The 22,071-nt window shown below is 58.7% G+C and carries 17 protein-coding genes and 6 pseudogenes; 10 read left to right on the top strand and 13 right to left on the bottom strand.

Features of this window, described 5'->3' with window-relative positions:
• Positions 1-45 precede the first annotated feature (45 nt).
• Both AACY42_RS17385 and AACY42_RS17380 read left to right on the top strand, forming a co-directional pair.
• A complete protein-coding gene (locus tag AACY42_RS17385) occupies positions 46-936 on the top strand; it encodes a universal stress protein (protein WP_339481177.1) in 891 nt (296 codons plus the stop codon).
• 111 nt (positions 937-1,047) lie between these two features.
• Positions 1,048-1,591 (top strand): annotated as a pseudogene (locus AACY42_RS17380) (MBL fold metallo-hydrolase); the annotation flags it as partial.
• Between the two features lie 183 nt (positions 1,592-1,774).
• Here the strand turns inward: AACY42_RS17380 and fnr are convergent.
• From fnr to AACY42_RS17340, 7 genes are all read right to left on the bottom strand, one after another.
• On the bottom strand, positions 1,775-2,527 hold the full coding sequence (gene fnr, locus AACY42_RS17375; RefSeq protein WP_339481175.1) for a fumarate/nitrate reduction transcriptional regulator Fnr: 753 nt from the start codon (positions 2,525-2,527) through the stop codon (positions 1,775-1,777).
• A 138-nt stretch (positions 2,528-2,665) separates the two neighbouring features.
• Positions 2,666-3,814: an HD-GYP domain-containing protein gene (locus AACY42_RS17370; RefSeq protein ID WP_339481174.1), complete on the bottom strand. Its 1,149-nt coding sequence runs from the start codon at positions 3,812-3,814 to the stop codon at positions 2,666-2,668.
• 584 nt (positions 3,815-4,398) lie between these two features.
• The gene (locus tag AACY42_RS17360; RefSeq protein ID WP_339481173.1) at positions 4,399-5,742 is read right to left on the bottom strand and encodes an OprD family porin; all 1,344 of its coding nucleotides are present in this window, start codon (positions 5,740-5,742) and stop codon (positions 4,399-4,401) included.
• 250 nt (positions 5,743-5,992) lie between these two features.
• Positions 5,993-6,958: an FAD:protein FMN transferase gene (locus AACY42_RS17355; protein WP_339481311.1), complete on the bottom strand. Its 966-nt coding sequence runs from the start codon at positions 6,956-6,958 to the stop codon at positions 5,993-5,995.
• Complete coding sequence (locus tag AACY42_RS17350; protein WP_339481172.1) at positions 6,948-9,128, bottom strand: PepSY domain-containing protein; 2,181 nt, start codon at positions 9,126-9,128, stop codon at positions 6,948-6,950. The genes AACY42_RS17355 and AACY42_RS17350 overlap by 11 nt, the downstream gene beginning before the upstream one ends.
• Before the next feature lie 25 nt (positions 9,129-9,153).
• Positions 9,154-9,624 (bottom strand): DUF2271 domain-containing protein, encoded by a 471-nt coding sequence (locus tag AACY42_RS17345; protein WP_339481171.1) that lies wholly within the window; start codon positions 9,622-9,624, stop codon positions 9,154-9,156.
• An 85-nt stretch (positions 9,625-9,709) separates the two neighbouring features.
• On the bottom strand, positions 9,710-10,039 hold the full coding sequence (locus AACY42_RS17340) for a PepSY domain-containing protein (protein ID WP_339481170.1): 330 nt from the start codon (positions 10,037-10,039) through the stop codon (positions 9,710-9,712).
• Positions 10,040-10,170: 131 nt separating this feature from the next.
• Between AACY42_RS17340 and AACY42_RS17335 the strand changes: the two genes are divergently transcribed.
• The 4 genes and pseudogenes from AACY42_RS17335 (at position 10,171) to AACY42_RS17320 (ending at position 12,956) form a co-directional block, all read left to right on the top strand.
• Positions 10,171-10,830, top strand: a complete 660-nt coding sequence (locus tag AACY42_RS17335) for a response regulator transcription factor (protein WP_339481169.1) — start codon at positions 10,171-10,173, stop codon at positions 10,828-10,830.
• On the top strand, positions 10,827-12,167 hold the full coding sequence (locus AACY42_RS17330; protein WP_339481167.1) for a sensor histidine kinase: 1,341 nt from the start codon (positions 10,827-10,829) through the stop codon (positions 12,165-12,167). The genes AACY42_RS17335 and AACY42_RS17330 overlap by 4 nt, the downstream gene beginning before the upstream one ends.
• 18 nt (positions 12,168-12,185) lie before the next feature.
• Positions 12,186-12,401 (top strand): annotated as a pseudogene (locus AACY42_RS17325) (hypothetical protein); the annotation flags it as partial.
• A 111-nt stretch (positions 12,402-12,512) separates the two neighbouring features.
• Positions 12,513-12,956 carry an HIT family protein gene (locus AACY42_RS17320; protein WP_339481164.1) on the top strand — a complete coding sequence of 148 codons (444 nt, stop codon included), beginning with the start codon at positions 12,513-12,515 and terminating at the stop codon, positions 12,954-12,956.
• Between the two features lie 153 nt (positions 12,957-13,109).
• Here the strand turns inward: AACY42_RS17320 and AACY42_RS17315 are convergent, their stop codons facing one another.
• From AACY42_RS17315 to AACY42_RS17305, 3 genes and pseudogenes are all read right to left on the bottom strand, one after another.
• A complete protein-coding gene (locus AACY42_RS17315) occupies positions 13,110-14,969 on the bottom strand; it encodes an ABC transporter ATP-binding protein (protein ID WP_339481163.1) in 1,860 nt (619 codons plus the stop codon).
• 79 nt (positions 14,970-15,048) lie between these two features.
• Positions 15,049-15,315, bottom strand: a pseudogene (locus AACY42_RS17310) (hypothetical protein); the annotation flags it as partial.
• Between the two features lie 166 nt (positions 15,316-15,481).
• Positions 15,482-16,366: a LysR family transcriptional regulator gene (locus AACY42_RS17305; protein WP_339481162.1), complete on the bottom strand. Its 885-nt coding sequence runs from the start codon at positions 16,364-16,366 to the stop codon at positions 15,482-15,484.
• Positions 16,367-16,479: 113 nt separating this feature from the next.
• On the opposite strand from AACY42_RS17305, the gene argC reads away from it, so the two are divergent.
• Complete coding sequence (gene argC / locus AACY42_RS17300) at positions 16,480-17,409, top strand: N-acetyl-gamma-glutamyl-phosphate reductase (RefSeq protein WP_339481160.1); 930 nt, start codon at positions 16,480-16,482, stop codon at positions 17,407-17,409.
• A 28-nt stretch (positions 17,410-17,437) separates the two neighbouring features.
• On the opposite strand, the gene AACY42_RS17295 is transcribed toward argC, so the two are convergent.
• Positions 17,438-18,229, bottom strand: coding sequence for a response regulator transcription factor (locus AACY42_RS17295; RefSeq protein WP_339481159.1), 792 nt, complete (start codon positions 18,227-18,229; stop codon positions 17,438-17,440).
• A gap of 137 nt (positions 18,230-18,366) precedes the next feature.
• Here AACY42_RS17295 and AACY42_RS17290 point away from each other — a divergent pair, with 137 nt between their 5' ends.
• The 3 genes and pseudogenes from AACY42_RS17290 to AACY42_RS28695 all read left to right on the top strand — a co-directional run.
• Entirely contained in the window at positions 18,367-19,470 is a 1,104-nt protein-coding gene (locus tag AACY42_RS17290; RefSeq protein ID WP_339481157.1) for a polyamine ABC transporter substrate-binding protein, read from the top strand.
• A gap of 150 nt (positions 19,471-19,620) precedes the next feature.
• Complete coding sequence (gene tssI, locus AACY42_RS17285; protein WP_339481155.1) at positions 19,621-20,937, top strand: type VI secretion system tip protein TssI/VgrG; 1,317 nt, start codon at positions 19,621-19,623, stop codon at positions 20,935-20,937.
• Between the two features lie 63 nt (positions 20,938-21,000).
• Positions 21,001-21,156: pseudogene (locus AACY42_RS28695) on the top strand (nucleotidyltransferase domain-containing protein); the annotation flags it as partial.
• On the opposite strand, the pseudogene AACY42_RS17280 reads toward AACY42_RS28695, so the two are convergent.
• Together AACY42_RS17280 and AACY42_RS17275 are read right to left on the bottom strand one after the other, a co-directional pair.
• A pseudogene (locus AACY42_RS17280) lies at positions 21,121-21,738 on the bottom strand (transposase); the annotation flags it as partial. The pseudogenes AACY42_RS28695 and AACY42_RS17280 sit on opposite strands and share 36 nt — an antisense overlap.
• A gap of 172 nt (positions 21,739-21,910) precedes the next feature.
• Positions 21,911-22,071: pseudogene (locus AACY42_RS17275) on the bottom strand (restriction endonuclease); the annotation flags it as partial.

The raw sequence follows: 22,071 nt of genomic DNA, 5'->3' as shown, positions 1-22,071 counted from the left end.
TCGACGCTGCGCCGTGGCGCTCGAGCCCGACTTTGGAGACCCATCATGAGCCAATATCAACGCCTGCTGCTGATCCTCAACCCGGCGCAACGCCATTCGCCTGCCCTGCATCACGCCGCGGCCCTGGCGGGAGCCAGCGGGGCGCACTTGCATGTCACGGCCTTGATTCCTTCGCTGGACATTCTTTCGCTGCTCGAAGAGGAGCCTCGTGAGGAGGCGCGGCAGAACTATCTCCAGGACCATCGCCATTGGTTGGAGGATGAGGCGGACAAGATGCGTCGCCGCGGCCTGCGGGTCACCACTGAGGTGGAATGGGCCCAGAAACTGGGCAAGCAGATCCTGCAACACGTCACGCAGATCCAGCCCGATTTGCTGATCAAGCAGGTGCAACACGAGCCCATGCTCAAGCGGGCTTTCTTCACACCGCTGGACTGGCAACTGCTGCGCAACTGTCCTGTTCCGATGTACCTGGTGGGGGCCACCGGTCATGCGCTGCCGCGCAAAGTGGTCGCGGCGGTGGATCCTTCCAGTGCATTTGCCCAGAACAGCGGGCTGAATGACCGGATCATCCGCCAGGCAATGGGGCTGGCCTTGCAGTGCGACGCCGAGCTGCATCTGGTTTACGCCTATGAGGTGTCGTCAGTCTATCTGGGGGATGCCGGCGGTGGCGGCCTGTCGCTGTCGCAGCTCAGCAAGGAACTGCGCATGAGCCTGGAAAAAACCTTCCTGGAACTGGCGCACCTGTTCGGCGTGCCGGCCGAGCGCAGGCACTTTCTACTGGGCCATCCGGTCTCGGCCCTGAGTGAATTTGCCCTGGAGCAAGAAGTGGACGTGATCGTCATGGGGCGATTCCAGCACAATGATCTGCATGGGCTATTGGGCAGCACGACCGAACACATCCTCTACCAGGTGTCGTGCAGTGTTCTGGCGGTGTGATGAAGCGGACCTGACCGCTGGGCTGTTGACAAAGATCAACGGCAACCCGGGCAAGCAATGTGACCAATAGACTGACTATCGATCATCCAGACGCATCGCCATGCGCATGACATTCCTCGGCGTCGTATTGACTCGTACCACTTGTATCGCCTGAAACAACGCTGGGCGATCCCGGATATCCCGATCTACCTCAACAGCCCCATGGCCATCGACGTCACTCGGTTGTACCAGCGCTTTGGCGACGAGCATCGCCTCTCCAAGGAGGAGTGCGAAGGCATGTGCCACATCGCCCATCCGGTGCGCTCGGTCAAGGACGCCATGGCCCTGGACCTGCAACGCACCCCGGCGGTGATCATCGCCGCCAGTGGCATGGCCACCGGCGGGCGAGTGCTGCACCACCTCAAGAGCCTGGCACCCGACCCGATCAATACCTTGCTGATGCCCGGTTTTCAGGCTGGCGGTACGCGAGGGGCGAGGTGTGAGGTGTGAGGTGTGAGGATTGTGGCGGGCGAGCCTGCGGTGCGCATCCATGGCAAGGACGTACCGATCCTATGTCGTGCATGGGGAGCCCAATGCGTCCGATGTCTTGCGCCATCGCATTGGCGACGAGTTGGGTTGGTCGGTGCCGGAGTACCGCGATAGCGTCGAACTCTGAGTGGACCGCCTTCGCGAGCAAGCCCGCTCCCACAGGGAATTTTCTGCAGTCGCCGGATTAGTGCCCGCCACGGTCCGGTGTGGGAGCGGGTTTGCTCACGAAGGGTTGGAACGCTGAGTCTTAATTTCGGCTTGGAGGCGTTGAGTGGCATTGATGTGGATCAGATGTCATGCGAAGCAGGCATCACAGCTCCGCATGACGATGGCAACCGGCGACTTTTTGCTTGAGACCGGGCAAATTCAGAATGGTGACATTGCGCCCATGCATGTCGACCAGTTCTTCCTGGCGCAGGTGGGCGATGCCCCGGCAGATGGTTTCCAGGCGCAGGCCCAGGTAGGAGCCGATGGCTTCGCGACTCATGCGCAGCACGAATTCCCTGGGGGAATAACCGCGCATGTTAAGCCGCTGGGATAGGTTCAATAGAAACGCCGCCAGGCGTTCGTCGGCGTTCATGTTGCCGAGCATCAACAGCATGCTGTGATCGCGCACGATTTCCTGGCTCAGGAGTTTGTTCAGGTTGTGCTGCAACGACGGTAAGTCGTGGGCCAGTTTTTCCAGGAGGTTGAAAGGCAGCGGGCAGACTTCGCTGTCTTCCAGGGCAATGGCATTACAGGCGTAGTGATCGGTACTGATCGCGTCCAGGCCAAGCATTTCGCCTTGCATCTGGAAACCGGTGACCTGTTCGCGACCGTCTACCGAAAGGACGCTGGTCTTGAAGAAACCCAATCGCACCGCATACAACGAGCGCAGTGGATCGCCGGTGCGATACAGCGCTGCGCCTTTCTTGACCTTCACCCGCTGGGCGATCAGCGTGTCCAGGCGCTCCACTTCACCGCCCGTCAGGCCAATGGGCAGGCACAGTTCAAGCACGCTGCAGTTGGAGCAAGCAGCCTTGAGGGAGTGCACATGTAGAAGTTGGGCTTCGGGCTTGGGCACGCGGATGAGCTCCTTTGGGTGGACCAAGCATAGAAGAGCTATCCTGTCGCGCTTGTTTTTTTTCGACTAAAGGCATGCCCTCGGTCGATTCGTCGTTGAGCTGGGACCGCAATTGGGTTATTTCGCCAGGTGTCAGCTTTATGCGGGACGTCCGCTCCACAATGTTTCTGTATTTTTGAAGCCGTATTGTTTTGCCGTGATTCGTTCAATGATCTTTTCGCTTGAGGTCGGTTCACTCAAGTCGATGATCGAGGGGGTGACGTAGGCGTTTAAAGAGGTGGAGAAGAAGGTATTTACTTTTGGGCTCAATAACGAACACGGGTTCTGCTCGGTGACCACGCCGATAGCGCCGCCGCTGAGGCGAACAATGGAGCCAACCGGATAAATACCGACTGACTTCACAAAGGCCTGGAATACCGTTTTATCGAAATGTCGATTCCATCCCGACATTTTTTGAATGGCAATGGCGGGGGACCAGGCTTCGTTGTAGGGGCGCTCCGATGTGACTGCGTCATAGACATCGCAAATGGCCGCCATGCGGGAGAAGAGGCTGATCTGCTCACCGATCAACCGATCTGGATAGCCAGACCCGTCCATTTTTTCGTGATGATGCAGGCACACGTCAATCACCGCTTCGCACAGCGGTGCCGAGGTTCGCAATATTTGCGCGCCTAGCTGCGGGTGTTGACGAATGACCGCGAATTCATCATCGGTCAGTTTTCCCGGCTTGTTAATAATGATGCCGGGAATGGCCATCTTGCCAATGTCATGCAATAAACCCGCAAGTCCAGCTTGATGAATAAGCTCTTCAGGAAAATCCAGTTGCTGAGCCACGGCAATCATCAGGGCGCTGACGGCGACTGAATGCATATACGTATATTCAGTCGCCGTTTTTAGTCGGGCCAGACTGATGAAAGCACTTGGGTGACGCATGATTGAACGGGCTATATCGTCGACGAGCTTATCCGCTTGGTCGATGGAAATGGCACGCCCCATTCGTGCATCACTGAACATCGCCACGACTGCCGACTTCGATTGGCGACAGAGTTCCCTTGCCGTGATCAGCTCTTCATTCAGCGTCGTAGAACTCACCTGGATACTGGCAATAGCAGCCTTATTGATCGAGGGGCAATTTCCATCATTTGCCTGAGGGGCCAGGGAATGGGAGGCGTGCGAGGTGTCTTGATGAGGGGGTTGACCGTTCCAATAGGGGGACTCGGAACGAGAGCGACAGGGTTCGATAGTGCTATTTATGTAATGTTTTTCGGTTTCTTTATCGTTCGACATGGCCTTTGCTCTTTCGGAGTCGCGGTGTCCCTTTTACTCAGGACGTCCTTGGCTTTGTTTTCAGCGTTCCCGGAGTGGCGCTTGCTTGAGGATAGGCGGAGTATGCGCCGTTATGGCCGATGTCATGGTGATGTCGTGGTGATGTCATTGTAGCCTGCTTAGTATCGGTTTGTACCTGTTTTGTACAAGGTTGCCAGGCGCGGATCGCGACAACGTTTGGGCAATGAAGGGGCTGTCAAGTCCTCGACGCTCCCAAGGGCTCGGTGTTCGATAGCTATCCCTTGATGCGCCAGGCGGCGGTCGGGACATGGCATCGCGTTGGGGGTGGCGGCGCACCGCCCAAGGCTGCTTGAGAGCGGTGCGTGGGTGAGACCTTGCGTAGAAAGCGTCCCTTTGCCTGATGCGGTATCGGTGTTCAGCCGGCCGGGCGGGGAAGGTCGGGTTGAGGTCGGCGCGCTGCTTGACTGGCTTGATTGGCTTGAAGGTGAACTGGGAAGTGATAGTCAGGCCGGCTTCGGTCTGTCGCGGTTAAACCGGTGAAGCCGCCATAACGGATAAAGTATTGGGTATCAATTGTGGCAGGCTCAGAACGGCCCCAGCTTGAGTGGGTACTGGACGACGATATACAGCCGGTCGATGTCATCGCCGCCCTGGCTGTTGTTGGCGCGATGGGTGACATGGGACAGTTGCAACGACAGGTCCTTGGCCGGGCCTGACTGCACGATGTAGTGCAGGTCCAGGTCGCGCTCCCAATGGCGTCCGCCAGCGCCTTGTTGCGGACTGTAAGTGCCGGTGTCGCTATCGAATGGGTTGTAGGCACCGCCTTGAGGGGCATGGCTGCCGTCGACCCCGCGTCCAGTCACATAGCGGGCCATGAAACTCAGGCCGGGGATGCCCAAGGTGCCCAGGTCAAGGTCGTAGCGCGCTTGCCACGAACGCTCACCGGGGCCGTTGAAGTCGGCATATTTGATCGAGTTGGCCAGGTAGATGGAGTCGCCGCCGACGAAATCGAAGGGCGTGTCGCCGTTGGTTTTCTGATAGGCCAGGGTGAACGCCTGGGCATTGAGCCGGTACTTGCCGCTCAGGCTATAGGCGGTGGTGTCGATGGCCCCGGCAATGGCTTTGCCATCGTCGCGGGTGTGATACAGGTTGCCGTCGAGGAACAGTTCGCCAAGGGTGGTATGCAGGTTGGCATAGTACTGGCGCCAGGTATCGCTCAGTTCGGAGGCGTAGAGCGCGCCGCCCAGGGCTTGGCCAGTGAGCAGGTCGGCGCCGATGAAGTCGATGGCGCCGTGGCGCGTCGTCGCCCCATACCCGGAAAAATCACCCTTGCTGGTCGAAGCGTCCTGATTCTTGAACGCATTGAAGTGACCCGCTTGCAGGTCGACCCCTTCGAACTCACGGCTGGAAAGCAGCAGGCCGCTGGCGTATTCGGGTTGCAGGCGCTTGTCTGCGGTATCGAATACCGGGCTCTGCACCGTCATTTCGCCGACCGCCAGGGTGGTGCGTGAGGTGTTGAATTTCAGCGCGCCGCCGGCGCTGGAGTAATGGTCCTCGCTTCGCCCGTTCTCATCCAGCGGCAATAATCCCGTTCCGGAATGCCCCTTGCCGCCGTCCAGTTTCACTCCCAGGAACGCGTGGGCATCGATGCCTACGCCGATCGTGCCGGGGGTGAAGCCGGACTCGAACGAGGCGATGAAGCCCAGGGCCCATTCCTGTTTGTAGCTTTTGCCTGCCGGGGTCGGGGTGCGATAGTCATTGTTGAGGTAGACGTTGCGGTTGAGGACTTGCAGCGTCGCCCCGTCGAGAAAACCAGGCGCGCGTTGTGCGAATTCAGCTGCCATTGCCGGCGCGGCGCTGCCGCTGAGCAGGGTAAGCAGCCAGAGCGGCTTCAGGGCGACGGTTGAGTGGTGTGGTGCAGGCAACATGCTTCATTTCCATGTGAAATTGGGCGGGCGAAGGGGCGGCACTAGGCGCAGCCAGGTGGGAAATGTCCGGCGCACCGCATGGTGGGCGGGCAGCTTCCCGCTTGAGGAAACTGGTCTGGGCAGAGGGCTTCATTCTTGGGCGTGGGGCGCGAGCGTGCGAGTTAAACGTTGTTAATTGCGTTCAGGTACGGCGCTGGGCCTTGTTTCACTGCCGGAGCGATTGTAGATCCCCAACACTTGAGACTTGGCGTCAGCGCGTTTGGACCTGAGCCTGCAACCGTCCGCCGACTATGGATATTTCCTTGAGCTGAAAACCGTCGCGCACGACGAACAATGCGTCCATCCCGCGTTCTTGTGCCAGGCGCAGGCCTTGGGTTTCGCCCAGTACCATCAGCGCTGTGGCCCAGGCGTCGGCGAGCATGCATGAGGTCGACACCACCGTGACGGCCGCGAGTGCGTTGCACAGAGGGGCGCCGGTGACCGGGTTCATTGTGTGGGCGAAGGATTGCCCACTGACGTCGACCCTGTGTCGATAATCCCCGGAGGTGGCGATGGCGGCGTCGCTGAGTTCCATCACACCCATGACCTCACGCACGCCCCGACGAGGTTTTTCCATGGCCACGACCCAAGGCTGCCCATCCGGTTTGCTGCCGCGGGCGCGCATCTCGCCGTCGATGCCTACCAGGTAGCGTGTGATGCCAAACCTGTCCAGGCAGCGGGCCAGCTCATCGACACCAAAACCTTTGGCAATGCCGTTCAAGTTGAGGTTAAGCGGTGCCTGTTTGCGCACCTGGTTGCGTTGTGAATCAACGACCAGCGCTGCACGGGTCGAGCGTCGAGTTGGCGCAGGCGCAGGCGCAGGCGCCAGTTCGATGATGGACCGCTCGCCGGGACCGAAGCCCCAGGCGTCCACCAGATCACCAACGGCGATGTCGAAGGCGCCGTCCGATTGGCGGCTGACGCGCAGCGCCGCAGACAATACCGTGGTCAGTGCCTCGGGCACGGCGATCCATTCTTGCAAAGGTGCGTTGTTGAGGCGATTGAGGTCCGAGTCGGGTTTCCAGGTCGACATTTGCTGGTCCACCCGGGCCACGGCACATGCCAGGGCGTGGCTGATTGCGTGGATATCCGGTTCGGCTTGCGCATGGAACAGGGCGGTGTAGCGCGTGCCCATGGTCTCGCCATTCAGACTGTAGCGTCGCCATTCAGTAGACATCTTCACGGTAGCGCCCCTGTGCCTTGAGGGTCAGCACATTCAGGTTGAGAGGGGCCAGCACTTCATCCAGTGCCAGCATCACGCCCTTGGCCATCTCGCGACCGCCGCAAACCAGTACCTGGGCGCCTTTTTCGATCAGCCGTCGCAACATCAGGGCGTCGCTGATCAGCCGGTCTTGCACGTAGGAACGGTCCATGACCTGGGAAAAAGCCGCGTGCAATGCCGTCAAGCGACGGTCAGCCAGGTAATGGTTGAGCTCGGCTTCGTAGAGAAAGTCCGAGTCCGGGTTACGTCCGCCCCAATACAAGTGCATGGGGTGGTGGGCCTTGTTGTTCCGGATAAAACCGGCCAGCGGCCCGATGCCGGTACCGGCGCCGATCAGGATCACTGGGTGCGCACCCGACGCGGGGCGAAATTGTGGGTTCGGTTGGATGAAGGCGTCGATGGGCGCTGCGAGCTCCAAGCTGTGAAGGAATGACGAGCACAGGCCTCCTTTGTGTTTGCGTACGCAGATCTCCAGCACGCCGTCCTGTGAGCTGCTGGCCAGCGAGTAGAACCGAGGGAGGGGGGTGCCAGGGGGCAGGATGCCGACCAGATCACCGGCTTCAAAGGCCGGTAATGTCCCTGAGGCTTTGAACCGCAGCACGTGAGTGGGCGCGCCAACCTGTTCACCATAGACAATGCGCTCGACCAGGATCAGTTGTTGGGTGCGTGGCGGCTGTGCGGTGTGGATCAGCGTCAAGTCATGCCCCAGCACCTCACCCACGGCGTGGCCCCAGCGAGCAAACTCCTGGGAGGATTGGCGGTTGATGGTGTCCAGTCCGATCAACGGCGTGCCACCGGCCTGCAATAAGGCGTCCTGCACCTGGTGAGCAAACTGACAGAACTGGGCAAACTGTCGGTCACCAAAGCCCAGCACGGCAAACGCCTGGCCGGGTTTCAGGCCGGTGCTGGCCAGTTGGGCCAGGAACTGCGAAGCCGAGGCCGGGGCGTTGCCGTCACCGTGGGTTGCGGTGAGGATGAACACCCGCTGCGCGTTGATGCAGGCGTTGGCGTATTGATTCATTGCCGCGCTGTGAACGCGGTGGCCGGCTTGATGCAAGGCTTCATGCAAGGTGTTGGCAAAGCCCCAGGTGCTGTTGGTTTCGCTGCCTACCAGGATCACAGCGTCGGCGGATTGCGCGGTGCTGTCATGACGGATGTTCGGCGCGGCTTTGTGGCGACGCCACCACATCAGGATACCGGTGATGCTCATCACTGGTACGCAGAGTGCACTAAGGCCGAGCAGCAGGCCGAGCCACCACAGTCCTTCACCGGTGTGCAATCGATAGATCCATTCGTAGACGGTGTGCATTCCGTCATGGGCTTGATACGACAGCAGGGTGCCGCTGGCCGGGTCCACATAACCGTCGCCCTGGGCCGTGCGCAGGGAAAACACGTCTTGCGGGTTATTGGGACTGGGGTAGACGAGTTCGCGCAGGTCATTCAGATCGATTGACGCCAACGCGTGCAGGTTCGCCACCGGCAAGGCCGGGGCGGAACTGACGCGGTCGGGGAACGCGGGCTCGACCTGGCTGCCGTCGGCGATGAAGTCGAACGTCACGGCGCACAGATAGAGCCCGCTCAAGGCCGACAACAGCAGCCCCCATAACGCCAGCCGCCCGAGTTCAGCATGCCAACGCTGGCTGAAGTTGCCCCGCAGTGGACGCAGCAGGTTGCGCCAGCCGCCGACGCGCCGGACCAGCAACAGTGCCCCGGACACCAAGAGCATCAGCATGACCAGCGCGCCGGCCCCCGCGACCCCATGGCCCGGCGAACCCAGGAACAGCGAGCGATGCAGGTCTTTCATCCAGCGTAAGAACGTGCCGGGCTCGTACGGTGCCAGGCCTTGACCGGTCAACGGGTCGACCTCGTCGGCGCCGACCTCGCCGTCACGGTTGTAGTAGACGATAACCGTACCGGAGGCCGTACGCTGGATCTGCTCCACCGCTGGAAAGTGCTCGGCGACGCGTCCCGCCAACTGGGCGACATTGACCTGCCCGACCGCAGTGGACGTGTTGTTCAGCCGTTCAAGGGCCGGATCGAGCGACAATATCGCGCCGCTGACGGCCAATAGCATGACCAAAAGGGCGGCGATCAAACCGGGTAGGGCGTGGAGCTGGCGAAGCATGTTCGGCCTCCGCAAATGGCAGGTGCTACAGATCGTAGGTAAAGGATTCGACGTAGGTATTACCGGCCGCCGGCTTACCTGCGCCTTCGCTGGTCAGTGGCACGCTGACGTCGGCCCGGGCATCACGCTTATCCTCGACGGCGCTATCGATACGGATCTGATACCCGGCATCGATCAGGGTGTCTGCCAGCTCGACGCTGACGTTGAGTGTGTCGCCGCTGCCAACGCTGGCGCCGCTGACGCCGTCGTACTCGCTCGGGCTCATCTTGCTTCCACGGGCCCAGTCGGTCAGGTGCTTGTAGTACTTGGCCTTTTTGCCGGCCACCCAGAGGGTTTTCTGGTATTTGCCGCTGGCGTCGGTGACGTAGATCGCCAGGTACGCATCGTTGCCGCTGTAGCGCTTGAGCTGGGTTGTGAGGGTTACTTCACGGGCTTGAGCCAGCCCCGGCAGGATGATGGCGCCGGCGAGGCAGGTTGCAGCGATGATTTTTTTCATGGGGTTGTCCTTTTGATCGTTGGGGCGAGAGCCTGGACCTGCTTGCTGACAGCAACCTGAACGGCAGGGCCAACGCGTCGAAATGTCACGGTGCGGGTGCGGGTGCTGGGGTGAGGTAGGCGGTGGCATCCTCATCGTCCCGGAAGTAGATCTCGAGCTTGCGCAGGTGCAGCGATGCCGGTGCGTAGCGGGCTTCGATGACATTGCCCTGGCGGTCCAAGCCCTTGAGCTTGTAACAGCCGTCGTCGACTTTGATGCGCTGCACTGTCCAGCCGTACCGCTGCTCCACCTGCAGGCGCAGGGTTTCCCGGGGTTGCCAGTCGTTGACCGGTTCGCCGCAGTCGTCATCGGCCAAGGCGTAACCGTTGGCAAGCACACTTATCAGCGCAGTGCTGGCGATAAAACCTGATTTCATGATCTGTCTCCTGCCGGGGCTTCGTTGTAGGCATACCCTACGGTGCATTCCTGACAACCAGCTGAATCTTCAGATTCACGTCAGGTAAGGCCGCTAAGGTGCGGTACCACCACGACTACAGGAGCTGCCCGATGCGGGTTTTATTGGTTGAGGACTCGCCAAGGTTGGGAGATGCGGTGCGCGAGCAGATCGCCGATGACGGCCATGCCGTTGATTGGGTGCAGAGCCTTGCCCATGCACGCAGCAGTGTGAGTACCACCGCTTATGACCTGATCCTGCTTGACTTGATGTTGCCGGACGGTCGAGGGCTGGACTTCCTGCGTCAGCGGCGCAGCGCAGGTGACGTGACTGCGGTGATTATCTTGACGGCCCAGGACCAGATATCTGATCGAATCGCCGGTCTTAATGCCGGCGCCGACGATTACCTGGTTAAACCCTTCGACCTGTTTGAACTGTCGGCCCGTGTGGCTGCGGTGGCCCGTCGTTACAGCGGCAACCCCAATCCCCAGATCAGGCTCGGTGAACTGCACGTCGACATGACGGCTCGTACGTTGCATCGGGCCGGCGTGGCCGTGGACCTCACTGCGCGGGAATGGGCACTGTTGGAGGCGTTCATCCAGCGTCCCGGCGCGCTGCTGTCCAAGGCACAACTCGAAGATCGGCTGTACGCCTTCGGCGCCGAAATCGAGAGCAATACGATCGAGGTCTATATCAGTCGATTGCGAAAGAAACTGGGGCGCGACCTGATCGAGACCGTGCGGGGCATGGGTTATCGGATGGTGTCGGCATGAAGACGACCTTCAGTCTGCAAAAGCGTCTGGGCCTGGGACTGACGCTGGGCATGACGTTGCTCTGGCTGGTGGCGACGGTCGGCACCTGGCGTGGGGTACGACATGAGTTGAACGAGGTTTTTGATAGCGCACTGGAGGAAACGGCCCAACGCATCCTGCCCTTGGCCGTGCTGGAAATCAGCAACCGAGAAAACCCGGGCGAGGCGCAACAGGTTGCCACCCTGAAGATGCACAAGGAGTACTTGAGCTATCTGGTGCGCGATGCTGGGGGCCGGGTCCTGATGCAGTCCCACGATGCCAACCCGAAGGTATTCAGCAAGCATCCGATTGAAGGTTTCTCCAGGACTGGAAAGTACCGTCTGTATGGCGCCAGTGCGCTGCGTGGGACGGTATTCATCGAAGTCGCCGAGCCACTGCGCCATCGCCGCGGGGCCGCACGGCAGGCCTTGTTTGCCTTGTTGTGGCCATTATTGGCGCTGATCCCTATCAGCCTGTTGGGGACCTGGCTATTGGTGCGCATGAGCCTGGGCAGCGTGCTGGTTTGTCGTTACGCGGTAGAGGCCCGTGGGGTGGGCGACCTGTCGCCGATCAAGGTGTCGCGGCTGCCGGCGGAAATCGCCCCCTTGGCGGACGCGGTCAACCGCCTGCTGGAACGCTTGCGCAAAGCCCTGGAGGCCGAGCGCAGCTTCACCGCCAATAGCGCACATGAGCTGCGTACACCCTTGGCGGCGACATTGGCGCAAGTCCAGCGGCTGTACCAGGAGGCCCCTGAAGGTCCGTTGCGGTTGCGTGCGAAAACGATCGAAAGCGCTTTGCGCGAATTGGCCCGGTTATCGGAAAAACTCATGCAATTGGCCAAGGCTGAAGGGGGTGGACTGCTCGCGCAAACGCCCCAGGACCTGGTTCCCTTGTTGGCTCATGTGGTGGATGAGTGGCGCCACAACAGCACCCGTCAGATCGCGCTGCTACTTCCTGCCCAGGCCCATGTGTATTCGACCGTCGACCCGGACGCCTTCGGCATCCTGTTGCGCAATCTGATCGAGAATGCATTGAAGTACGGTGCGATGGATCAACCCATCGAAGTTACCCTCACGGACCAGGCGCTGCTGCGGGTGATCAATGCCGGAGCGGTGGTGCCGGTGGCCGTCCTGCAGCGGCTGACCGAACGTTTCGTGCGCGGTCAGAGCGAAACCAGTGGGTCGGGATTGGGGTTGGCGATCGTCAAGACGATTGTGCAGGGGGTCAATGGGCGAATCGAACTGTTGTCTCCAGCAAAGGACCGGCAGGAGGGGTTTGAGGTTCGGGTCTGGCTACCGCTTGCCACCGTTGCGGGTTAAACCGCCTGCCATTCGTCAGCGGCGGTGTTCCCATTGCAGGTCGGCCACATGAGCGATTCCATGTCTCTGGGCTCGGCCATGGGCATCGACGCCGGGATTGCCTACGGCGTCGATACCCATGGGGCGTTGGTGTCGCCAAGTTTTCTCGGCACTGATAAGCGCTACTTGCTGATTGCCGTTACGCTGCTGGGGGCTGGTGAAAGCGGCTTGACATTCAGCCCCGATGCTAACTGACCCGCCGCCATCTCGAGCAAGCCCAGCCCTTGGCTTCAAGTAGGGCGCTGACTGTGCTAAATCTCTTACCGGCAGCCCACCAACCTCTCTAAACCCATTCAAGGAGTGATCATGAGTCTCCACGGTCAGTACGATCCGCAAAACATTTTTGCGCTGATCCTTCGCGGCGATGCGCCGTGCTACAAGATTTACGAAGACGCCGATGTGTTGGCCTTCCTCGATCTTTTCCCTCAATCGCGCGGCCATGTCCTGGTCATCCCCAAAGCCTCCCAGGCGCGAAATATCCTTGAGGTCGAGCCCGCTGTCCTGGGCGCAATGACGTCTGCTGTACAGCGCCTGACGCGCATCATCGTGGACGAATTGCAGCCGGACGGGGTTCAAGTCGCGCAGTTCAATGGTGCTGTGGCCGGGCAAACGGTCTATCACATTCACATGCACATCATCCCTCGTTGGGAAGGTGAGGCGCCCGGTGTGCATGGCAGGGGCAAGGCGGATCCCGAGGAACTGGAAGCACTCCAGGCGCGTCTGGTCGAGCGCATTCGCTCGGGGGCCTGACGCTGGGCAAGAGCCTGCAAGGGGCACAGGGCGTGCCCCACTCATCAAGACGGGCGGCGACCTTGCCTCAAACCTAGTCTCGCGCGCCTCTCAGCATTGGGCGATGTGATGGGTAAAGTAAGCGGCTGTTGTCTGCCCAGGGCCGAAGGACGCTCACACCTGATCCATAACCTCGGTCTCACACCGGTCTTCACCCAGGAACCCGCCACTCTGATGGTGCCACAGCCGCGCATAGATACCGTTCTTGGCGAGCAATTCGGCGTGGGTACCCTGTTCGATGATGCGTCCATCATCCATGACAATCAGTCGATCCATCGCCGCAATCGTGGACAGCCGATGGGCGATGGCGATGACGGTCTTGCCCTCCATCATGTCATCGAGGCTTTCCTGGATGGCCACTTCGACTTCCGAATCCAGCGCGCTGGTCGCCTCGTCAAGGAGCAGGATCGGGGCGTTCTTGAGCATCACCCGAGCAATCGCGATGCGCTGGCGCTGGCCGCCCGACAGCTTGATGCCGCGCTCGCCCACCAAGGTGTCGTAGCCGCTGTGACCTTGGCGGTCGCTCAGTTGGCTGATGAACTCGTCAGCCTGGGCATTGGCCGCGGCACGGCGGATTTGTGTGTCGCTTGCATCGGGGCGGCCGTAGGCGATGTTGTCGCGAATGGAACGGTGCAGCAGGGACGTATCCTGGGTGACCATGCCGATGGCGCTGCGCAGGCTGTCCTGCGTCACGTGGGCAATGTCTTGTCCGTCAATGCGAATCTGCCCGCTGTCGACATCATAGAAACGCAGCAGCAAGTTGATGAGCGTGGATTTACCCGCGCCGGAGCGACCTACCAGGCCGATTTTCTCGCCCGGGCGAATGTTCAGGTTCAAGCCATCGAGCACCTGGCGTTCCCCGTTGTAGTTGAAGCTCACATTGTCGAAGGTGACCGCTCCGCCAGAGGTCACTAGCCCCCCGGCGTCCGGCGCATCCTGCACCTTGGGGCCGTGGGTCAGGGTTGCCATGCCATCCTGCACGGTGCCGATGCTTTCGAAAAGCGAGGTCATTTGCCACATGATCCAATGCGACATGCCGTTGATACGCAACGCCATCGCGGTGATCGCCGCCACGGCACCGGCGCCGACTTCGCCCTGGTGCCACAGCCAAAGCGCATAACCGCCTGCTGCCATGATCAACCCCACCACCAACGCTTGGTTGACGATCTCGAACTGGCTGACCAGGCGCATCTGGCGAAAGCCGGTCTGCTTGAAGTCCTCCATGGCCGCGCGCGCGAAGTGCGCTTCACGATTGGAGTGGGAAAACAGTTTCACGGTCGTGATGTTGGTGTAAGCGTCCGAGATACGTCCGGTCATCGAGGAGCGCGCATGGGCTTGTTCCTGTCCGACTTTCCCCAGGCGGGGCACGAAATAGAGCATGGCCAGCCCGAACAACACGATCCAGGCCAGGAAAGGCAGCATCAGTTTCAGGGCGAAGCCACCGGCCAATGCGATGATCGCGATGAAATACACGCCGATCCCGGGTGCGATCTCGATCAGGGTGAACAGCACGTCGCGCACGGCCAGCGCCGTCTGCATCACCTTGGTGGTGACTCGGCCGGAGAACTCATCGGAAAAAAACGACAGGCTTTGCCGCAGCATCAGGCGGTGGAAGTCCCAACGCAGCCGCAACGGCAGATTGATCGCCAATATCTGGTGCTGCACCATGGTGCGCAACGCCACCAGCCCAATACTGGCCACCATGACGATGCCCATGCCCCACAGCACGCGACGCTCCTGCGCCGCCGCCTCACCGCCGGCCTGCCAGGTCGAGAGCAGATCCACGACTTGGCCGAGGAAGGAAAACAGCCAGGCTTCGTAGATCGACACACCGGCGCTGAGCAGCGCAAACGTAAGGATGTAACCGCGGGCCCCCCGTGTGCACGCCCACAGAAACCGAGCCAGGCCTTCGGGTGGCGGCGGTACCTCGTCGGGTGGGAAGGGGTCGAGTCTTTGTTCAAATACGCGAAGCATGGGGGTCTCCGAAACGATCATTCTGCCATTTAACGGCTGCTTTGAGGCTTATGTGGCGCTGTGGTCGAATTGACCGCTCTCAGGGATTGGAATTCATCCGGCCTTGGATCGCCGTGCGCAGGCAGCCCCAGGCGATGAATCGGATGATCAACACCTCGGCCATGCCCACCAGCAGGTTGAATGAAAAGGTGAGCGGTTGCTCGGCCCAATAGAGGGTGGTCGTGCCCGTTCGAAAGGCGCCGACGCGCAGCCGCCCGGTAAACAGAGCGGGTACCAAGGCGATGACGTGAGTTTCCAATAGTGCCAGGAAAACACCCATTAGAAGGAGCAGGTCATTCTGGGCGGTGCGCTCGAATCGATGTCCAATCAACATGCAGACCTCCTGGTGCGCGCCATCAGATCGATCAAGGGGGCGTGACCATCGGTTGCACACCGCAGGCCTGGATCGTGTTTAACGCCGCGCAGAATACCTCATGTCCACTGTCGGCATGCCGGGTTCTCCTTTGACAAAGTCACTGCGCACTCAACTCCCACAACACATCCAGCACATGTTGCGTAGGCCGTTCGATGTCCCGACTGCGGTGGGCAATCCCCAGTTGACGCCACAATAAGGGCTTCAAAGGCCGCATGACGATTCTGTTATCAAGCAATGGCGTGGCCGCCTCATGGGGCAACAACGTCGCACCATATCCTGCCGCCACCAGGCTCTTGATCGCGTCGTTGTAGTTCAGATGAATGCGCGGCTCAGGCTGCCGGCCATCACTGGTGAACCACTGCGCAGTCAAGCGCGAAAGGCGCGTGGTGCTGTCATTCAAAATCAATGGTTGAGCGGACAGCCAGTCGGGGGTCACAACCTGTGGGCACTCCCAGCGAGCCGGCAGGAAGGCCATGACTGGGTCCCGTCGCCACGGCTCGATCCGCAAGCCCTTCACCGGGGACTGCGGCAGCGCAACCAAACCAACCTCCAAAGCGCCCTCGGCAAGTTTCTTGAGGGTTTCCTGCGACGTGAGCACCGCGACTTGTACATCGATCGCGGGGTGGCGTTGGCTCAACGTCTCCAACGCATGCGGCAACAACTGTGCGATGGCCCCTGTGGAGGCGCCCAGTCGCACGCGCCCGGCCAATCCTTGAACCTGACGCTCCACGTCCTCGAGCGCCTGCTCTGCGTCTGCCAATAGGCGCCGTGCGCGTTCCACCAGCGTGTTCCCTATCGCTGAAGGCTGAACGCGCCCGCGCGTGCGCGACAACAGCTTGCCGCCCACGCGCGACTCCAGGTCGGCGATATGCAGACTGACGGTGGGTGGTGCAAGGTGCAGCACACGGGCCGCTTCGGCAAAGGATCCCAGGTCGGCAATCGCGACCAGCGTGCGCAGACGGTCGAGGCTGATTTCGCGCATGAGCGATTCCTTGTTCAGAAAAACTGAATTTCATCGTTTGTAAATTCAACTTTTACTATCTTAGAGCGTCGCTGAAGATTGGGCTCCTGATTTCCAATGTCCGAGAGCATTCCATGGCAAGTCCCCTTGTATTCATCGATGGCGACCAAGGCACCACCGGGTTGCAAATCCATCAACGTCTGCGCGAGCGCAGCGATCTGCGGCTTTTCACACTCAGCCCCGAACATCGCAAGGATCCGCAACGTCGCGCCGAAGCCATCAACCACTGCGACATCGCCATTCTCTGCTTGCCCGACCAAGCCGCACGCGACGCTGTAGCGACCATCGAAAACGCCGCCGTTCGGGTGATCGATGCGAGTTCGGCGCACCGCACCCATCCAGACTGGACCTATGGCTTCGCAGAGATGAGTCGGCAACAGGTCCAACGCATCGCCGCTGCGCGACGGGTCAGCAATCCCGGTTGCTATCCAACGGGGGCGATCGGGTTGCTGCGCCCGTTGCTGGAGGCCGGATTAGTGCCCAAGGATTACCCGCTGAGCATTCATGCCGTGTCGGGTTATTCCGGAAAAGGGCGCGTCGGCGTGCAAGAGCATGAAGGAGCAGGCGCAGCACAGGCCTCGGCGTTTCAGGTCTATGGGCTGGGGCTGGCACACAAGCATATTCCGGAGATTCAGCAGCAAAGCGGGCTGACGGAGCGGCCGATATTTGTGCCGGCCTATGGCGCTTTCCGGCAGGGGATCGTGCTGACCATACCCTTGCAAACCCGATTGTTGGCACCAGGCGTGAACGCGGGTCAGTTGCATGCGTGTTTGATGCAGCACTACGCCGATGCGCGCCATGTACAGGTGATGTCGATGCAGGAATCTAAAGCGTTGACCTCCCTTGATCCTCAAACGCTTAACGGAACTGACGATTTGCGGTTGTCGGTGTTTGAGAATGATGAGACGGGGCAGGTTTTGCTGGCTGCGGTGTTTGACAATCTTGGGAAGGGTGCTGCTGGCGCGGCGGTGCAGAATCTGAACTGGATGCTTGCAGGCGCATGAGCGCGCCAATCAGCCTGATGCCCTGACATCAATGCGTAGCGGGAATATTCTGCCGGGGCATGAAAAATCGAGCAAATAGCTCTGATTGCGACTTGATATTTAATTTTGCGTAGATGTTGCGGCGGTGAACTTTTATGGTCTCCGCCGAGAGGGACAGCTTTCCGGCTATTTCTTTATTGGAGAAGCCGCTGAGTAATAAACGGAGTACGTCACTCTCGCGTGCTGTTATTTGCGTGCCAAGCTGATTGACCGTTTCTGGCCACAGAGGCGGCTCAATCAGGTGTTTTTCTACGTCAGTTTCAAAACCCATGCGCTGATGCATCAATGCAGTCACCCACGGTTTGATAATGTCGAGCATGGTTATTTGTTCTTGGCTAAAGTGGATTTTGCTGCCGATGGACATGCATAACGTTCTGTCGGGGTCGAGTTGGACATTGTACTGCGCCTCATCCTTGGAGATGTACTGTGCAAAGTACTGATGGTAATACTCGGTTTCAAGAAAGTATTCCGGTGCAATATCCAATAGGTGAAAGAAACCACTCTGTGGATTTTCCCGATTAGCTATATAGAACGGATCCAGCAAGTAAAGACCCTTCACGTAGCGATGAATGAATGCGTCGACTTCTTCCGCGTCTGCGATCTCAGGAAGGCTAACGACCTGAACGTGTTGGTTGCTGAAAATCAATACAACCCAATTGTCGATCTGTACATATTCATTCAATGTGCGAACAAGTGAACTCCAGAAATCTGGACGATTGAGCTGCATGATCAGCTTCCCAATCGATCGATGCCAAGCCAGGCTGTGCAGGTCAAACGGCATTTTCTACCCCTTTAGGGTTAGGGAATGACAGGTCAAAGGTAAGTATTCGTGGGTATTTACTATCCGGTAACACCCGGTATATTAACTGCTAGGTTTACGATGGCCATGAGGGCATATCGTCTTGACAAGGATGTTGCATGAGAAAGTCACATTTGCGAACCATTTTTTCCGCCTCGCTTCTCTGTGCAGGGATAAGCACATCAGTGGCGGCTGCAGAGCCCGAGATGTATCTGTATAACTGGTTCGGGTTGCTCGCACCGGAGACGCCAAAGGAGTTCGAGCAGGAAACTGGTACGAGCGTGCATATGGACGCGTTCGACAGCGCCGAAATCATGCAGAGCAAAGTCATGGCTGGGCGCACCGGGTATGACGTGGTTGTGGCGACCTCCAATGTGTTGCCCAGCCTGATCCAGGCGGGAGTCCTTCAGCCGTTGGATCGTAGTCAACTGAGTAACTTTTCACACATCGATCCTGATCTCTTGTCCCAGCTCGCGGTCAATGACCCTGGTAATCGCTACGCTGTGCCCTATCTATGGGGCACTACCGGCATTGGTTATGACGTTGACAAAGTCAGGGGTGCGCTGGGTGATAGTGCTCCGGTGAATAGCTGGGACCTGATCTTCAAAGAAGAAAACATCAGTAAGCTCCAGTCGTGTGGTGTGGCAATGCTTGACTCTCCAAGTGAGATCATTTCGATTGCTTTGAACTACCTTGGCCTCCCTAGCAACAGCAAGAACCCGGATGATTACCAGAAAGCCCAAGCCTTGCTGTTGAAAATCCGCCCTTATGTCCTCTATTTCGACTCCTCCAGAATCGACGCTGACCTGGCTGACGGCAATATTTGTGCAGTTGTCGGATGGGCTAATGGTGCCCTTGCCGCACAGGCCATCAACGAGAAGGCCAATACTGGACGCAAGATTGCCTACAGCCTTCCTCGCGAAGGAGCGCTGGCCTGGTCGGAGAATTTGGTCCTGCTAAAAGATGCTCCCCACCCCAAAGAAGGCCTGGCGTTCATTAATTATATGATGCGACCAGAAGTTATTGCCAAGACCTCAAACCACACGCTATACCCTAACGCCAATAAGGATGCTGCTGAGTTCGTCGAGCAGAAGCTGCGAGACAACCCTTGGATTTATCCAGACAAAAAAACTGTCGCAACACTTATTCCACTTGAACCACTGCCATTGAAGTTGGAGCGGATCCGCACGCGGATCTGGACCAAAGTGAAGAGTGGTGTGTGATCTGACTTGAGCTGTCTGTCTGGAAAGTAAGACGCAAACACCAATATACAGGGGCGCTGGGCGGGTGGGTTATACCTGTTTATTCATCAGTCCAGCATTACCTGGAGTTTTTCGGTTCATTGCGCCGACTATGTAAAAAGAGAACAGCGGATGTTCAATCCAACCAATCAAACGCACTTCAGTTTGACAATCGACGGTTTTGAGCAAGCTTTTCAAGTGCTCGCATTCACTGGGAAGGAGGCTATCAGCAGGCCTTATTTCTTTAGCGTGGAGTTTGTTAGCGAGCAGCCTGACCTGGATCTCGACAGCCTCTTCGACGTAGAGGCTTTTCTGACCTTCGACTCGAAGGGCAACGGCATTCATGGGCGGGTCTACCACATCGCTCAAAGCAGCAACGGTCAGCGTTTGACGCTGGCCCTCGTACCGCACCTGTCCTACTTGCGCCACCGCATCAACCATCGGATCTATCAACAGTTCTCGGTGCCGAGAATCGTTGCCTTGGTACTGGAAGAGCACGGTATTCTGGGCGACGCCTATCGGTTTCATCTAGAGGCGACCTATCCCGAGCGTGACTACTGCACCCAGTATGACGAAACGGATTTGCACTTTATTCAGCGCTTGTGCGAAGAAGAGGGTATCCACTTTCACTTTCAGCACAGTGCTCAAGGCCACGTGCTGGTGTTTGGCGATGATCAGTCGGCTTTCCCTCGGGTTGGGCAACCCACCGCTTATAAGCATGAGCGCGATAGGGTGGCCAACGAGCCACTGATCAAACGCATCAACTTGCGTTTGGGACAGCTCACCAGTCGTATCTCGCACCGCAATAATTCCGAGCAACAGCTGGACATTGAAAAAGATGACAGGCCGGAGCGTTTGACCGGTCATGAGCACGGCAAACAGATACGTCTTCGTACTATGGAGCGCCGCCATGCGGCCTATCGACAAGCTGAGGGGCAAAGTGACCAGACTCGGTTAGTCAGCGGGCATGTGCTGGAAATCTCAGGCCATCCGCGCCAAGATTGGAACACCCTATGGCTACTGACCCAGGTCATCCACGAAGGCCGGCAACCACAGGAATGGGGTGAGAACGTCGCCAGTGACCACACTGGGAGCGAAGATGGCTTTCATCAGGGTTACCGCAACCGCTTTATCGTTCTTCCGTGGGATGTTTCCTATCGTCCGCCGTTGGCTCACAAGAAACCTCTGGTGCCAAGCCTCCAGAGCGCTGTAGTCGTCGCTCTAGAAGACGAGGGGAGCCAGAGTGATCGGCGCTTCGGGCGGATCAAGGTCAAGTTCCCCTGGGACCGCGAAGATAGATTTGACGACAAGAGTCGTTGTTGGCTAAAGGCGGCCTCCGATTGGCGTTGTGAGATTGGGCCGCCCCGGACGGGCATGGAAGTCGTGGTCACATTTCTCGAAAACGACCCCGATAAGCCGGTGGTCAGCGGTTGTTTGTGTTGTCGGTAAGGGGGGGCTAGCCGTTCACACTATTAGTTCTGCTATCTCGGAACACAGCTCACGGAAGGCTTCATGGAGCAACTCCATCCTCGTGGCATCGACGCAGACGGTTATATCCTCTCCGTGTCCAACGTCGAGATACAGCCTCAGTTTCAAGATTTACTGGTGGACGTTTGCATGACACTCACTCGGTCGGAACCTCTGCTGGACGGCATTTATATTTATGGGTAGCGTTTCGGCCAGAGCCTCTTCATCGAGTGCTTCAAGATACTCACGCACGGCTCGGGTGCTCAGGGCCGGATCGCTCCAGTTGACCTGTTCATCGCCCGGTACACCGCGCTGCCGGCTGGCATCCGCTTTGATGATGCTGGCGTCCACGGCAAAACCTTCACCTTTGACCAAGCCTGCGTCCATGCAACGACGCAGCACTTCATTGAACAGCCAGCGAAAGAGATCGCTGTCCCGAAAACGGCCGTGTCGATTTTTGGAAAAGGTCGAGTGGTTGGGGACTTCATCTTCAAGGCTCAACCGGCAGAACCAGCGATACGCCAGGTTCAAATGGGCCTCTTCGCACAACCTCCGTTCGGAGCGGATGCCATAGCAGTAGCCGACGATCAGCATGCGGATCATCAGTTCAGGATCAATCGACGGACGCCCAATCGGGCTATAGAAATCGGCGAGGTAATGGCGCAGGTCGCTCAGATCAAGACACCGATCAATGCTGCGCAGAAGATGATTGGCTGGAATGTGATCTTCAAGGTTGAACGAGTAAAACAGCCGCTCCTGCCCACTCGATAACTGTCCCATCATGCTGCGTGCTTCCCTGCTGGCCAATGCGCAGATTTTGCCGGAGGCCAGCCAGGGGAGCTACTTTTTCAACAGAATCGGCCGAAAGCTGGCAGTCACCAATACCAGCTATTGGCCGGAGATTAGCGTAATCCCAGTCCCTGGGCCTGTAGGCAAAGGACTGGGAAGTCCTTGCTCAGGCTTCTTGGTAAAAAGATATCGTCTCTTTGAGCGAGGCTGAAAACTCATAGATCTCGTCGAGTGAGTTGATAGGGTGGCGCGTTTCGACTTTGTCTTTGTCAAAAATCCCAAGATATTTTTGGCTACGATTGAAGTGGAGTCTCGCGATAGGTTTGC

The sequence above is a fragment of the Pseudomonas sp. RL_5y_Pfl2_73 genome (assembly GCF_963970515.1).
Lineage (GTDB): Bacteria > Pseudomonadota > Gammaproteobacteria > Pseudomonadales > Pseudomonadaceae > Aquipseudomonas.
The sequence above is the reverse complement of the archived record's forward strand: the minus strand, read 5'-3'. Positions and strand labels throughout refer to the sequence as shown.

Coding starts and splice junctions, on each gene's coding strand:
- AACY42_RS17355 (WP_339481311.1), bottom strand. CDS start 6,958: ATGTCTACTGAATGGCGACGCTACAGTCTGAATGGCGAGACCATGGGC.
- AACY42_RS17305 (WP_339481162.1), bottom strand. CDS start 16,366: ATGCGCGAAATCAGCCTCGACCGTCTGCGCACGCTGGTCGCGATTGCC.
- AACY42_RS17350 (WP_339481172.1), bottom strand. CDS start 9,128: ATGCTTCGCCAGCTCCACGCCCTACCCGGTTTGATCGCCGCCCTTTTG.
- AACY42_RS17330 (WP_339481167.1), top strand. CDS start 10,827: ATGAAGACGACCTTCAGTCTGCAAAAGCGTCTGGGCCTGGGACTGACG.
- AACY42_RS17340 (WP_339481170.1), bottom strand. CDS start 10,039: ATGAAATCAGGTTTTATCGCCAGCACTGCGCTGATAAGTGTGCTTGCC.
- AACY42_RS17385 (WP_339481177.1), top strand. CDS start 46: ATGAGCCAATATCAACGCCTGCTGCTGATCCTCAACCCGGCGCAACGC.
- AACY42_RS17345 (WP_339481171.1), bottom strand. CDS start 9,624: ATGAAAAAAATCATCGCTGCAACCTGCCTCGCCGGCGCCATCATCCTG.
- AACY42_RS17320 (WP_339481164.1), top strand. CDS start 12,513: ATGAGTCTCCACGGTCAGTACGATCCGCAAAACATTTTTGCGCTGATC.
- AACY42_RS17370 (WP_339481174.1), bottom strand. CDS start 3,814: ATGTCGAACGATAAAGAAACCGAAAAACATTACATAAATAGCACTATC.
- AACY42_RS17290 (WP_339481157.1), top strand. CDS start 18,367: ATGAGAAAGTCACATTTGCGAACCATTTTTTCCGCCTCGCTTCTCTGT.
- AACY42_RS17295 (WP_339481159.1), bottom strand. CDS start 18,229: ATGCCGTTTGACCTGCACAGCCTGGCTTGGCATCGATCGATTGGGAAG.
- argC (WP_339481160.1), top strand. CDS start 16,480: ATGGCAAGTCCCCTTGTATTCATCGATGGCGACCAAGGCACCACCGGG.
- AACY42_RS17335 (WP_339481169.1), top strand. CDS start 10,171: ATGCGGGTTTTATTGGTTGAGGACTCGCCAAGGTTGGGAGATGCGGTG.
- tssI (WP_339481155.1), top strand. CDS start 19,621: ATGTTCAATCCAACCAATCAAACGCACTTCAGTTTGACAATCGACGGT.
- AACY42_RS17360 (WP_339481173.1), bottom strand. CDS start 5,742: ATGTTGCCTGCACCACACCACTCAACCGTCGCCCTGAAGCCGCTCTGG.
- AACY42_RS17315 (WP_339481163.1), bottom strand. CDS start 14,969: ATGCTTCGCGTATTTGAACAAAGACTCGACCCCTTCCCACCCGACGAG.